The 13,033-nt window shown below is 61.3% G+C and carries 13 protein-coding genes; 7 read left to right on the plus strand and 6 right to left on the minus strand.

The genetic code is table 11. The features are described from left to right. Positions 1–84: 84 nt before the first annotated feature. Both P3T42_RS31515 and P3T42_RS31520 read right to left on the minus strand, forming a co-directional pair. A complete protein-coding gene (locus P3T42_RS31515) occupies positions 85–378 on the minus strand; it encodes a hypothetical protein (RefSeq protein WP_074296646.1) in 294 nt (97 codons plus the stop codon). Between the two features lie 279 nt (positions 379–657). Next, positions 658–1,200: a winged helix-turn-helix transcriptional regulator gene (locus P3T42_RS31520; protein WP_429308270.1), complete on the minus strand. Its 543-nt coding sequence runs from the start codon at positions 1,198–1,200 to the stop codon at positions 658–660. An 18-nt stretch (positions 1,201–1,218) separates the two neighbouring features. Between P3T42_RS31520 and P3T42_RS31525 the strand changes: the two genes are divergently transcribed. The 3 genes from P3T42_RS31525 to P3T42_RS31535 all read left to right on the plus strand — a co-directional run bounded on the left by P3T42_RS31525 (position 1,219) and on the right by P3T42_RS31535 (position 4,211). Then, the gene (locus tag P3T42_RS31525) at positions 1,219–2,067 is read left to right on the plus strand and encodes an alpha/beta fold hydrolase (RefSeq protein WP_429308271.1); all 849 of its coding nucleotides are present in this window, start codon (positions 1,219–1,221) and stop codon (positions 2,065–2,067) included. Between the two features lie 186 nt (positions 2,068–2,253). Next, the gene (locus tag P3T42_RS31530) at positions 2,254–3,048 is read left to right on the plus strand and encodes a DeoR/GlpR family DNA-binding transcription regulator (protein WP_429308272.1); all 795 of its coding nucleotides are present in this window, start codon (positions 2,254–2,256) and stop codon (positions 3,046–3,048) included. Then, complete coding sequence (locus P3T42_RS31535) at positions 3,045–4,211, plus strand: MFS transporter (RefSeq protein ID WP_074296652.1); 1,167 nt, start codon at positions 3,045–3,047, stop codon at positions 4,209–4,211. Before P3T42_RS31530 ends, P3T42_RS31535 begins: the two co-directional genes overlap by 4 nt. Positions 4,212–4,252: 41 nt before the next feature. Here the strand turns inward: P3T42_RS31535 and P3T42_RS31540 are convergent, their stop codons facing one another. Next, entirely contained in the window at positions 4,253–4,978 is a 726-nt protein-coding gene (locus tag P3T42_RS31540) for a TetR/AcrR family transcriptional regulator (RefSeq protein ID WP_074296654.1), read from the minus strand. A 109-nt stretch (positions 4,979–5,087) separates the two neighbouring features. Between P3T42_RS31540 and P3T42_RS31545 the strand changes: the two genes are divergently transcribed. Continuing rightward, the gene (locus P3T42_RS31545; RefSeq protein ID WP_429308273.1) at positions 5,088–6,218 is read left to right on the plus strand and encodes an FAD-dependent oxidoreductase; all 1,131 of its coding nucleotides are present in this window, start codon (positions 5,088–5,090) and stop codon (positions 6,216–6,218) included. 9 nt (positions 6,219–6,227) lie between these two features. Here the strand turns inward: P3T42_RS31545 and P3T42_RS31550 are convergent, their stop codons facing one another. After that, positions 6,228–6,659 (minus strand): hypothetical protein, encoded by a 432-nt coding sequence (locus tag P3T42_RS31550; protein WP_429308274.1) that lies wholly within the window; start codon positions 6,657–6,659, stop codon positions 6,228–6,230. Between the two features lie 355 nt (positions 6,660–7,014). Here P3T42_RS31550 and P3T42_RS31555 point away from each other — a divergent pair, with 355 nt between their 5' ends. After that, positions 7,015–7,575 carry a c-type cytochrome gene (locus P3T42_RS31555; RefSeq protein WP_074296658.1) on the plus strand — a complete coding sequence of 187 codons (561 nt, stop codon included), beginning with the start codon at positions 7,015–7,017 and terminating at the stop codon, positions 7,573–7,575. Between the two features lie 80 nt (positions 7,576–7,655). Here the strand turns inward: P3T42_RS31555 and P3T42_RS31560 are convergent, their stop codons facing one another. Further along, positions 7,656–10,061, minus strand: coding sequence for a TonB-dependent receptor plug domain-containing protein (locus P3T42_RS31560; protein ID WP_429308275.1), 2,406 nt, complete (start codon positions 10,059–10,061; stop codon positions 7,656–7,658). 123 nt (positions 10,062–10,184) lie between these two features. Beyond that, entirely contained in the window at positions 10,185–10,937 is a 753-nt protein-coding gene (locus P3T42_RS31565) for an amino acid ABC transporter ATP-binding protein (protein ID WP_429308305.1), read from the minus strand. Positions 10,938–11,186: 249 nt separating this feature from the next. On the opposite strand from P3T42_RS31565, the gene P3T42_RS31570 reads away from it, so the two are divergent. Together P3T42_RS31570 and P3T42_RS31575 are read left to right on the plus strand one after the other, a co-directional pair. Beyond that, complete coding sequence (locus tag P3T42_RS31570; protein WP_429308276.1) at positions 11,187–12,068, plus strand: amino acid ABC transporter permease; 882 nt, start codon at positions 11,187–11,189, stop codon at positions 12,066–12,068. A 45-nt stretch (positions 12,069–12,113) separates the two neighbouring features. Continuing rightward, entirely contained in the window at positions 12,114–12,938 is an 825-nt protein-coding gene (locus tag P3T42_RS31575; RefSeq protein WP_429308277.1) for a transporter substrate-binding domain-containing protein, read from the plus strand. Positions 12,939–13,033: the final 95 nt, after the last annotated feature.

The following is a 13,033-nucleotide window of genomic DNA, read 5'->3' on the forward strand; positions in this document are numbered from 1 at the left end:
GGCGCGTGACGGCAAGCTAAGCCAGTCGTATTGACTTATTCCTGCCGTCGTTTATTGACGCCTGGTTGTCGTCCTCAATTGCCGTTATTGGCCAGCCGGAGACGCTGTGCTCGGGGTGGCCAGCGTGTTGTGACTCCCGGGGAGGTTAGTGAGAGCCGCCGCACTATTGCTCGAGCTATTCGACAGGTTCGAGTTCGACGATCCGGCGGCCATACCGCTTTCCGAATTGGTGGCGCCAGGCGCGCCGTAGCCGCTCGTTGCAGTGGCGGCGGGCGACACGGTGGTCGGGGTGGCCAGCGTGTTGTTCTGCGCATAAGCGACGCCCGACAGCGTGAGTGCGGCGAGCGCCGCGATGAGTGTGCTAGTTGCCTTTTTCATGACCCGTTCCTCTTTGATTGGACTGCAATTTCGACGTAAACGACCCATTTGCATGTCTCCATAGCGGTCGTTGTACGCTTGGCTCGTGGCGATCAAACTCGCGCGACCGAGTCCATAGCAGCTAACAGCAAGTTTAGGAAAGCGGGCGCTAAGAATTAAGCGCGTTGTTCGCAAAGATTAATTTCGGTTTTTGGAGATTCGCCTCAATAGGTGCTCGTCTCCAATCACCCACTAGCGGCAGGGTCTCCCGCTACGGGCCGGGTGTTGGCACTATGGCTCTCACGGCGCATGTTGGTCATAGACCTTTTGTGCCTGGTCAATCTCATCCAGATGCTCGATCGACCACGCATAAACCGCGCCGAACGGAACCTGCAAGGTTCGCCCGAGTTCCGTGATCGAATATTCCACCGCTACCGGCGAAGTATTGAGCACCGCCCGCGCGATCAGGCCATTCCGTTCGAGGCGCCTCAAGGCTTGCGTAAGCGCCTTGTGCGTGACGCCTTCCAGCCTGCGCTTGATCTCGTTGAAGCGGGTTGGCTTCCTGGTGAGCAGCGTGAGAATCATCACCGACCACTTGTTCGCCACCTGATCGAAAAACGAGCGTGCGGCACAGTCCGCAAAGAAAACCTCATCGACCTCGCAAGTCATCCCAGCATCCTTCTGTATATCTGCGCACCTGAAGGTGCGTAATTGACCGTAGATATCCAACGTATAACATGGAGTCAGGTCAATTGCTTCGAGCTCGACGTCATGCAGGCGAGCGAGCCAGGCGGTTGATGCACGCTCAATCAATAAGGATAACGAATGGAAATGATGAAACACAAACTGTCCCGACGCGGCATGCTGAAGATCGCCGGTGCGGCGACTGTAGCAGGCGCGCTGGGCAGCCGTACGGCCTCTGCTGCGCCCGAATCGCCGGCGACGCTGTTCGCGACGGAGCGAGGCCAAGGCAAGAATGTGATGTTTCTCCACGGCTGGACTTGCGACTCCCATGACTGGAGCTGGCAACTGCCGTACTTCGAAAGCCAATACCGTGTCGTCGCTGTCGATCTGCGCGGACATGGCAGATCGCAGGTCATGCCCTCGGGCGCCTACACGCCCGCGGATTATGTCTCGGACATCGAGGCGTTTATCGCGACGAAATATCCCGGCCAGAAGTTCATCATCGTGGGCCATTCGATGGGTGGTCAGATCGCCGCCCGACTTGCCGCCAGGCGGCCGGACCTGGTCAGTGCCGTGGTGTCCGTCGACGGCGCGCTCGGCCTCTCCGAAGCCGCGGCCAAACTCTTTGCGACAACCAGCCGCGATCTGAACGCCGGCGATCCCGGCGTGGCGGCGCCTGCCCTGTTCGAACTTGTCTATGACCGCAGCACCGATCCGGCGTACAAGCGTTGGCACGCGAGGCGCGTCCAGGGCATGCCCGCGCATGTCGTACGCGAGTCCTTTGCCCCACTGTTCTTTGGCGGCGATCAGGTCGGCATTGGAGAGGCGAGCGCCACGTTCTGCAAAAGCCTCACAGTGCCTGTGAAGCACTTGTGCCGCGACAACGAGCAGGCCAACCGCATGCGAACCTGGTTCGCACATCCGAAATCGGAAGTTGACGTGTGGTCCCACACAGGCCATTGGATCATGCAGGACCGCAGCAAAGACGTGAACGCTGCAGTCACCGCCTGGATTGACGCGCTCTAGCCAACGGCCTGTTCAGCGCCTACCGGTTGAATGCCCTCAACGTGCCGACCGCCGAGGTCGCCGCGTACTACCTCCACCGCGTTTTCGACCTTGGGCTAACCGGCTCGCCGCCTATTGCGTATTCTGCTCGTTTTATATACATTATGCTCGTTTATGATCGTTTTGCCATTCAAGCGGGAAGCACGCATGCAACGAACGCGGCAGGATGCAGTAGACGGGCTTCTGCCCGAGGAGCGCGAGCGGCTCATTCTTGAGCGGCTCAGAGCGCAGGGCCGCGTGCTCGCGTCGGAGTTGGCGGTCGAACTCAGCACGTCCGAGCATACGGTGCGCCGCCACCTGCGCGACCTCGCCAGCGCCGGCCATTGCAAGCGGGTCTATGGCGGCGCGCTGCTCACCTCCCCCGCTGACCATCCCGCATCCACGCGGATGCGCGAGGCGGTCGATCGCAAGCAGCGGCTCGCTATCGCTGCGGTGTCGATCGTGCAGAGGAAGCAGGTCATCCTGCTCGACGCGGGCTCAACGAACGTCGCGATCGCGCAAGCGCTGCCTGACAACGCCGGCCTCACGGTCATCACGAACTCGCCCGAGGCGTGCCTGCGTTTGCTGGATCGGCCGGGCTTCGATGTCATCCTGGTCGGCGGCAGGGTTGGGAAACAGGTTGCCGGTGCGGTTGGGGCCACCGCGCTGCTGCAGGTCCAGCAGATCAAGGCCGATCTTTGCTTTCTGGGGGCGTGCGCCCTCGACCCCATCGAAGGTGTGGCGGCCTTCGAAGCGGAAGATGCCGAACTGAAGCGCGCCATGGTGAAAGCGAGCGGTCTGGTCGCCATTGCGATGACATCCGAAAAGCTGATGACCGCGGCCCCGTTCGTGGTCGCGCCGGCATCGGACGTCGACTATCTGGTGATCGAGGCGGACCTCCACGCCGACGGGCGACGCACGCTTGAAAAGGTCTGCGGTAGCGTAATCGTGGCCACGCCATGAAGCCTGTCAAGGAGCGTATTGCAACCGTCGCGGTGTTTCTGGCCAATGGCTTCGGGATCGGCGCGTGGGCGGTCGAAGTGCCACGTATCAAGGAACACCTTTCGCTAAGCGATGCCTCGCTGGGCATGGCGCTGTTCGCGTTCGCGCTAGGCGCCATCGTCGCGATGCCGCTTGCAGGACGCCTGGCGCCCCGGCTTGGCAGCGGCCGGGCCACCGCTCTGCTCGGCGTAGCGTTTGTGGCGGCGCTGCCGCTGCCTGCGCTAGCGCCGAACTTTCCGTTGTTGTGCATCGTGCTTCTGTTGCTGGGTGCGGCAAACGGCGCGCTGGATGTATCCATGAACGGCCATGCCAGTACCATCGAAAGCGCCTGGCACGCGCCGATCATGTCGTCGTTCCACGCTGCGTGGAGCGCCGGCGGCCTACTCGGCGCCGCGACCGGCGCGATGCTCCAAAGGAGCGGGATGGGCGTGATCGCCAGCCTGGCGTTGCCGGATGTGTTGATCGGCGCACTGATCCTTGCTGCCGCCGGTCTTGCGCTTCGCGAGCTTGGACCGCGTGCAGCGCCAGGTGGCAGCGGCTTCGCGCTGCCCAGTGCGGCTGTCATGAGGCTCGCCGCGCTGGCGTTCCTGTGCATGATGGTGGAAGGCGCGATAGCCGACTGGAGCGCAGTGTTCCTGCGCACCGTCCTGACCGGCGAGGCGAGCATTGCGGCACTCGGTTATTCCGCGTTCGCCTTTTCGATGGCGGCATGTCGCATCATCGGCGACGTGTTCGTGCGCCGGCTGGGTTCCAGCAAGGTGGTGGCGCTGGGCGGTTTCGTCGCGGCGAGCGGTCTTGCTCTGGTGCTGAGCATCCCAAGCGCGTTCACCGCCTGTATAGGATTTGCGCTCGTCGGCCTCGGTCTGGCCAACATCGTTCCGGTCATCTTCAGTGCTGCCGGCCGCTCGACTCCGACGCCGGCCGTAGGTGTCTCCATGGCCGCCACGGCGGGCTACGCGGGCTTTCTGGTGGGCCCGCCGCTAATCGGATTCGGCGCAGGACTGCTGGGGTTGCGACTGGCGTTGTGCGTGCTGGTGGCGGCGACGTTGATCGTCTGCGCGTTTGGTGGACGGGCTGTGCGCGGCTCGAGTCGTTCGGCTGAGCCGAAGGCGGTGGTGGAGTGAGGGGATAGTCAGTCATCCTCACTCAATACGACCTCGAAGAATCAACGCCTGCTCTTCGTCCCGGCGACGCCTGCACGCCCCTTCCGGGCAGCGGCCGCGCGCTGGCTGATCCCGCCAAGGATGAGATCGATCCCGGCGAGAAAATCGACACGGTCGTCGTGGACCCGCAACTGTGCGGCTGCGCTGCGAGTGAACGGGTATTCATCCGGATCGAGCTGAGACCACATGGTCGCCACCTCATCCAGGAAGTTGGACCTATCGGCGTCCCGCTCCCGCGCGAAATGCGCGTTCGCCGCGTTCTGTCCGCTGACGCCAAGGATATAGCTCAACAACGCGGACACCGTTTCCCACTGTTCTTCGTCCGGCACGCCAAGCGCGCGTAACTGCTGCCCCAGGCGTTCGAGAATACGCACGACGGGCAACTGACCCGGGGCGCGCGTGAGCGCCGAGCCAACCCATGGATGCGCGTCGATCGCGTCGAACATGCCCAGCGCGAGCGCACGAATGCTGGCCTCCGGCGTCGCGCCGACCACGGGCTCGCTCAGCGTGCGAGCGACGATAGCGTCGCACGCGGCGGTCAGCAGATCGCTCTTGCTGGCGACGTGCCAGTAAATCGCACCAGGGCCGGTGGCGAGCCGCTCGGCCAGGGCGCGAAACGTCAGGCCGTTCTCCCCGCTACTGTCCAGCAGCGCAATGGACGCCTCAATGATTCGATCCGGCGAGAGCGAATCCTCGCGCCGTTGGGTGCTGCGTGCTTTTTTTGCCATTGTTCATCTTGACACTTATGGAATGCCGTTCCAATAATACTATGGAATGACGTTCCATAGACTGTCTGAAGCAGATCGTGTGACGACCTCCGACCATCAAGGAATCAGGATGAACACTTCGATTGCGATTATTGGTGCGGGACTGGGTGGGCTGACGCTTGCCCGAGTCCTCCACGTCCACGGCATTGCCGCGACGGTCTACGAAGCGGAAGCCTCGGCTAACGCGCGTACGCAGGGCGGCATGCTCGATATCCACGAATACAACGGGCAGCTCGCGCTCAAGGCAGCAGGGCTCTTCGATCCGTTTCTCGCGATCATTCACGCCGGCGGTCAGGCATCGCGGGTACTCGACAAGGACGGCAACGTCCTGCTTGATGAACCCGACGACGGCACCGGCGGCCGCCCCGAGGTACCGCGAGGCGAACTTCGGCGGATTCTGCTCGACTCACTTCCTGCCGACACGATCCGCTGGGGACACAAACTTGCCACAGCGTCTGCGCTCGGCGACGGCCGGCATAAGTTGACCTTTGCCGACGGCTCGACGGTGACGACAGACTTGCTCGTGGGGGCGGACGGCGCGTGGTCGAGAGTTCGTCCGCTTCTTTCAGAGGCGAAACCGGCGTACGTGGGCACAGCATTCATTGAAACGCACCTGTACGACAGCGACACCCGTCACAAGGCTAGCGCGCAAGCGGTTGGCGATGGCGCGCTGTTTGCGCTTGCGCCCGGAAAGGGCATCCTCGCGCACCGCGAGCCGAATGGTGTGCTGCACACGTACGTGGAGTTACACAAGCCCAAGGACTGGATCGACGGCATCGACTTCTCCGACCCGGTAGCGGCCAAGGCCCGCGTTGCCGAGGAGTTCGAGGGTTGGGCTCCGGCGCTAACAGCGCTCATCACCGACGGCGAGACGGACCCTGTGCCGCGCCCTATTCATGCGCTTCCGGTTGGGCACAGATGGGCTCGCGTACCCGGGGTGACGCTGCTAGGCGATGCGGCGCACCTGATGATCCCCTCTGGTGAAGGGGCCAACCTCGCCATGTTCGACGGCGCTGAACTCGCGCAGGCCATCGCCGCGAATCCTGGCGACGTTGAAGCGGCGCTCGCTGCGTATGAAAAAGACCTCTTCCCTCGCAGCGCGTCTGAGGCTATAGCGGCGGAAGGCGTACTCGAAGCGTGTCTTGGTCCCAACGCGCCGCAGAGTCTGCTTGATTTCTTCGCGCATCACCAGCCCGTCTGAGCTGAATGATCAATGGTAGATCGTGCTCGTAGACTGCAGCTTCGTCAGCACACCGTGCTCGAATCGAAACCAGCCTTGCGAGCCTTGCATGACGACTTCATCGCCTTGCCAGAACACGCGCCTGATCGTCATGCGCTTGTCCAGGCGCTGCACGAGCGCCGGACGGCGGCGAAAGTCGTACAGCACCGGGCCTGACTCGGTCTGCACGAGCATGCGCGTAACGCTGTCGTTTGTGCTGCCGACGTCATCGAAATGCGTGAGCCCGTTCGCCTCGAAGCGATCGAACGTTTCCTTGTCGAGCATGGCAGTGAAATCGCGATCGGCACGCACGAATTGCAGCGTGCCCGAAGGCGTGGCGAGCGGGCCCGACGCGTTGCTTTGCGCATGAACGCAGGTGACGAAAGAGGCGGCCGCGAGCGCAGCGAGGAGCACGTGTTTCATATTGCCTTTTCAGACTTTCAGATTGAGCGGCAGATACGGCAACGGGGGCCATTCACCGTCGCTGCGTGGGGCGATTGTCGCCAATTTTGATCGATACGTCGAATGGTTCAAAGCGCTCGTCGGGCGTCATGCCTACGCAGCACAGTCCAGACCCAATGCGCGTTGAAGTGCTATGCGCGACCAGGTCCGGTCACTACGGGTAAATGACAAATCTGTAATCACCGGGCAAGGGCGCCGTCATCTACCCGATCCAACAATGACTACACGGTCTGACACAAGCGCTTGTGTCAGTGTGTATTTCGAGGCCTTGCACGCAGCAATCCACTTCCCCATTTTTTATAGCAGGTAGTCGAACATGAACTCGGTAGCCAGAGAAGCCTCATTCCTTTCCCGGCATCCCACGCTGAGCGCGTTCGTCGCGACGGCGGTCGTGGCCGGCGCGGCCGGCTTCGGATTCATGTACTCGGGCGTGTACGATGTCTCGGCCACGTCCGGACATAACCCGCTCGTCGCGTGGCTGCTGCACAAGACTTACCTGCAGTCGTTGCACCGCCACGCGGCTGATATCGAGGTGCCGCCCGATCTGATGACTACCGCCAACGTCGAGGCCGGTGCGCGTCTTTACGCGAGCACTTGTGCGGCGTGCCACGGCGCACCGGGACACGCGCTGAGTCCGATCGGTCAGGGGATCCTGCCGCTCGCACCGGAACTGCTGGCGCCGACGCGCCGGAACAATCCCAAGATGATGTTCTGGGTCATCAAGAACGGCGTCAAAATGACCGCGATGCCCGCGTTCGGCAAGACGCAAGACGACCAGACGATCTGGGACTTGACCGCGTTCCTATATAAAGGGCGTGGCATTTCCGCTCAGGATTTCGAAAAGCAGAGCGCAGCCCAACCCAATGCCCAGCCATAGCAGCAGGCAAGCACCACGCACTGTCCCGCTCCGCTTTGCCACGATCAAACCCGCATCGCGCCGCGCAACCGCCATCGAACTCAAATCTGCCAGGTCAACCGCATGTAGTAGTAGCCGCCATTGATCCCATACGGTGACAAATGCGGATACATGTCGAAGTTAGGCTCCGCGTTCGGATTATTCTTGTTGGGGAAGGTGTTGAACAGATTGTTGGCGCCGAGCGCCACCGTCACGTTCCGGTTGATCTTGTAGGCGATATCGAGGTCAGTGATAAAGGCCGGATTGACGTTGTCCGGATACACCGTGCTGTAGTCCGTCGACCATTGAACCTGCGTGGATTTGCCGTAGTAGGTTTCACGCAGCGTTACCCGCCAGTTGCCCAGCGTGTAGACACCCGCCCCCGAGACCACGATGCGCGGTGTCGCGGTCGTCAGGTTCGAGGTCTGAATGGCGTCCAGCACTGAAACACCGGCCGCAGCGAGGCTTGCCGGCGTGTTGATATGACGGATGGTGGTGCGGTTATAGTTGGCATCGAGATTCCACTTCACGCTGCCGTAGCGGCCATAATCCGTCAGGTAGTTCAATGCCGCATCGATCCCCCGCGTACGCGTATCGGCGCCGTTGGTAAAGAACTGCGCATAGGTGTTTTCGACCGCATCGGCCGGCACCGTGGTTCCGTTTGCTGCAATCGCCTCTGCGGCAAGCGGCCCGTAGATACCGCCGCTATCCACGATACGGTTGTCCACGTCGATCTGATAGAAGTCCAGACTATAGTCGAAATTGTGAGTCGGCTTGCCAGCAATGCCGAGGCTAAATTGCCGGGATGTTTCGTCCTTGAGATTAGGAGCACCGAGAATCGCCGCACCCGGTGAGCCTAACGGAATCTGGATCGAGGCGCCGCCGGTCGTCACGTTGGTGGCCGAGTAGTGGTCCTGCACCAGGGTGGGAGCATGAGTGCCCGTCCCTGCCGACCCGCGCACACCAAACGCATCGGTGAAGTCGTAGCGCGTCGATACCGTGCCGTCAACGGATGCACCGAGGGCCTGGTAATCTTCGGCGCGCACGGCCAGATCGACCTGCCAGGGCGGCAAGATATGCGTCGAGACATCCGTGTAGGCGGCGACGCTCTGCCGGTTCGAGCTACTCGCATCGGTCGGCAGATAACCCGGGAATGCAACGGACCCGGTTTCATAGTACGAGCCGGGCTCGCCCGCGCCCAGGCTAAACGTTTCATAGCGATGTTCGAGGCCCACCGCGACGTTGACCGGCGCGCTCCACAGCGGCAGTTGAAACGACTTGCGCAAATCCAGGTTGGTAGTCAACTCCGAGGACGTATAGCTGCCGACGTAAAACGACGTTGGCGTATAACCGTTGTCGGTCAGCAGACTGTAGTTGGCGGTATTCAGATTGCTCAAACTGATTTCGTCGCGACCATAGGTCGTGCTCAGATCCCAGTCCCAGTTCGAATCCGTCCTGCCTTTGACGCCGATGGTAAAGCTGAAGTCGGTTTCGTGACTGCGCTCCACCGGAGAAAAGCCGTTCGGGTACAGGGCCGCCAACTCCGGCATGTTCTCGCTGATATAGGACGGCGAACGGTAGTCTTCGTAGGCACGCACGGTACGGTCCGCAACCGTCCCGAAGCTGTACAACGTCACGCCCGGGGTCAGCGAGCGCTCCAGGTTAAAACCGAACGTACCGATATTGGTCTGCGGATCGCCTTGCACCCTGGCGGGTTCGGGTCCACCGCTGGGCCCGCTCTGATTGGAGTAGCCATGGTGCCGGAATCCCGCACTCAAGGTCAGGTAACCGTCATCGCCGATCGGCAGCCCCTGTTCGACATCGGCCTGACCAGTGGCGCCGCCCCCACTGCCGTATGCGCCTCCGGTAACGGTGGCCGTGCTACCTTGACTGGCACGCTTCAGAACAATGTTGATCACGCCCGCAATGGCGTCCGAGCCATACTGCGCCGCCGCGCTCCCCAACAGAACTTCAACGTGATCGATCAGCGCGAGCGGTATCAAGTCCAGGTCAACCGCATTCGCCCCTTGGGATGGATCCTCGTCCGCATACAGCGTCGCCGAAAGATGGCGCCGCTTGCCATTGACGAGCACCAGTGTTTCGCCCGGTCCCAAGCCGCGCAGCTGGAAGGTGCGAGACAGCGCGCCGGCGTCGTAGCCCACAGCGGGTGTCGTCAATGACGGCACCAAAGTTTTCAGTGCATCGAGCAGATTGCCCTGTCCCGTGGCCGCGAGATCCTTTGCGCTAATGACCTGAATGGGAGTGGTGCTGTTCTGCTGCGAGCGGTTGACCGCCCGGCTACCGGTGACCACCATCGAGTCCAGTGTCACGCCCGGCGCGCTGGCGGCTGCCGCGGGTTGCACACCGGATGTGGCTGCGCCCGGTGCGCTTTGGGCCCATACCGATGCGGCCGACACCGACCACATCAGTAATCCTAAATTAATACCGAAGTAGCTTTTCTGGTTCATTTTTTTGGCTCACCTGTCAAGATACGTCTGAATACCACCGAGCGGATCTGTGTCCGCCTCGTCCGCCTTTACGATTGCCCGTTTCTCCTGATCGAGTCGCGCGTCGCGCGACTCATGGCAGGCTCAATGCGCCAGCACCCTGCTTAAGAACTGCCGCGTACGCTCATTCGACGAGCGCTCGAAAAACACATCCGGCGCCGCCACTTCGATGATTTCTCCACCGTCCATGAACACCACCCGGTCCGCGACGCGGCGGGCAAAACCCATTTCGTGGGTCACACACACTCGCGTCAGGCCTTCTTCACCGAGTTCGGCCATCACATCGAGGACTTCATGGACCATTTCAGGATCCAGCGCCGAGGTAGGTTCGTCGAACAACATGATCTTCGGCCGCATGCATAGCGCCCGGGCAATCGCGACGCGTTGCTGCTGGCCGCCGGAGAGTTGCGCCGGGTATTTATCGGCGTGGTCCTGAAGATGCACACGGGCAAGGTAGTATCGCGCCGACTGTTCCGCCTCGTCCCGGGATATACGGCGAGCATGCATCGGCGCCAGCAGCAGATTTTGCAGTACGGTGAGATGCGGAAACAGATTGAACTGCTGGAACACCATGCCGACATGGCGTCGGACCGCTTCGGCGTTGCGGCATTCCAGATCCAGCGCGACGCCGGCAACGTCAATGGAGCCCACCTGACGTTTCTCCAGGCCATTGATCGTGCGCAGCAGGGTCGATTTACCCGAGCCTGACGGCCCGCAGATCACCAGAGTCTCGCCGGCGCGGATATCGAGCGTGACGGTTTTCAAAACCTGCGTGCGGCCGTGCCATTTGCTGACGCCGCGCAACGAGATCAGTGAGTCGGAAGGTCTATCTGACATGCTGTTTAAATGATATTGCCGTACCTGGCCCGCTACGCTCCGACATGACGCCAATTTCCTGTGCGCGTCGCGGTGGTACATGATTTTTATGATCGTGCATGCTAGCACCCGGACGCAATTGCCCTTATACCGTATCAATATATCCATAAGCATTTTTACTTTTTCGTTGCGCGTCACTAACCATTTACACTTTCGGGCGCAAGCGCATAGGCTTGCCGCCTTCCGAGCCACCTCACCGTTTGCGTTTCCATGTTCAAGCTGAAGCTCAGGCATTTGCACGACATTGCCGCCGTACCCGACACACCAGGCGCGCCCCTCGTGGAATTCGACACGCTACGTGAAGAGTTGCGTAGCCGTGCCCGCTTCCAGATCCGTGCGCGGATCACATGGTTGATCCTGCTCGCCTTGCTGGTGCTGCTGCTGTCGCACCTCGGACTACAGTTTTCACTGGTGCGCGACAAACTGCCGTTTCTGTTGGGCCTGCACCTCTCTCCCGACGACTTTATCCAGGGTGCGCCGCTGACGATCCTGATCACCCTGATCTCAATCTCATGCTGCTGCGTGATCGCAACGCTCGTCGCCGCCGGTCGCATGTCCGCGAGTCCGGTTGCCTTCGCCCTCGCGACGTTCTATGGCTCGTTCTTTCGCGGTACGCCGTTGATGCTGCAAGTGCTGCTGATTTACCTGGCACTGCCGCAGGTCGGTGTCGTCATGGGACCGGTGACATCGGGTGTGATGGCGCTGTCGTTGAACTACGGCGCCTATCTGGCTGAAACCATTCGCGGTGGCGTGCTGTCGGTCCCGCCCGTACAGCGAGAAGCGGCATTGGCCCTGTGTCTGCCGCGGCACGTGATCGCATTGCGCGTGATCGCGCCGCAGGCGCTGCGCATCATCATCCCGCCGGCCGGCAGTTTGTTCGTCTCGATGCTGAAAGACTCTTCCCTCGTCTCCTTGATGGGCGTATGGGAACTGAATTTCGTTGCGCAATCCTACGGCCGCAGCACATACCACTATATGGAAATGTTGATCGCGGCGGCCGCGATCTACTGGGTGATGTCCATCGTCTGCGAGTTGCTGCAAGCACGCCTTGAACGCCGCTTCGGCAAAGGCTATGCACGTGCTCATATCTGATCGGTGGACGTGCGGCGCGCGCCCGATCTCCTGTTAAGGAACCTCATGAAGTTCAAATCGATCCCAAGTGCCCTTGTGATGGCCGCCGTCATGTTGAGCGCGCTGGCCGCGCATGCCGGCGAAACCCTGCAACGTGTCCAGCGCAGCGGCGTCATGCGTGACATTCTGGTGGACAGCTATCCCCCATTCGGTTTTGTCGACGCGTCCAATCACTATGCGGGCTTCGACGTCGACGTAGCCAAAGCCATTGCACAACGCCTCGGCGTCAAGATCGAACTCGCCGCGCCCAGTTGGGAAGTGGTGGTGGGCGGACATTGGAACGGTCGCTGGGACCTCTGCGTCTGCTCGATGACACCGAACACGGAACGTGCGCGTGTGCTGGACTTTCCGGTGGCGTACTACGCCTCCCCGGCAGTGCTGGTGGTGAACAAGGCGGAGACCCGGATCCAGTCGGCCAAAGACCTGACCGGCAAGAAAGTCGGCGTGGGCCTGGGCTCGAGCTATGAAAACTATCTGCAGAAAAATCTGGTGATCCCCAATACGCCTCCGATTGCCTTTCCCTTCGGCGCCGTGCAAGCAATACCGAGTGACGAGACGGTCGCCTTCGGCGACCTGGCGCTGGGTCCCGGCGTGCGTCTCGATGCCGTAATCTCCGATCTGGCGACCGCCAAGGCGCGTATTAACCAGACGGCGGCGTTCAAGATCGTCGCCCAACTGTACGCCGAGCCGAACTGGATTGCGACCGACAAAGGCGATCCCGAATGGAACGAGAAGATACGTACCACGCTGCAAAGCCTGCGTGCGGACGGCACGCTCGCGAAAATTTCGCAGAAGTGGCTGGGCGAGGACATCACAAAGAATCTGCCCTGAAGCGGCTACGGCGATAGTCGCGTCTCCGCGCGCTGCCTGCTTTATGGATTGCGGGTGGCCGCTATCTGCTGCCCAGGTATCCTTGCTGTTTTGAT

It is taken from the genome of Paraburkholderia sp. GAS38 (assembly GCF_050434965.1).
Lineage (GTDB): Bacteria > Pseudomonadota > Gammaproteobacteria > Burkholderiales > Burkholderiaceae > Paraburkholderia > Paraburkholderia phenazinium_A.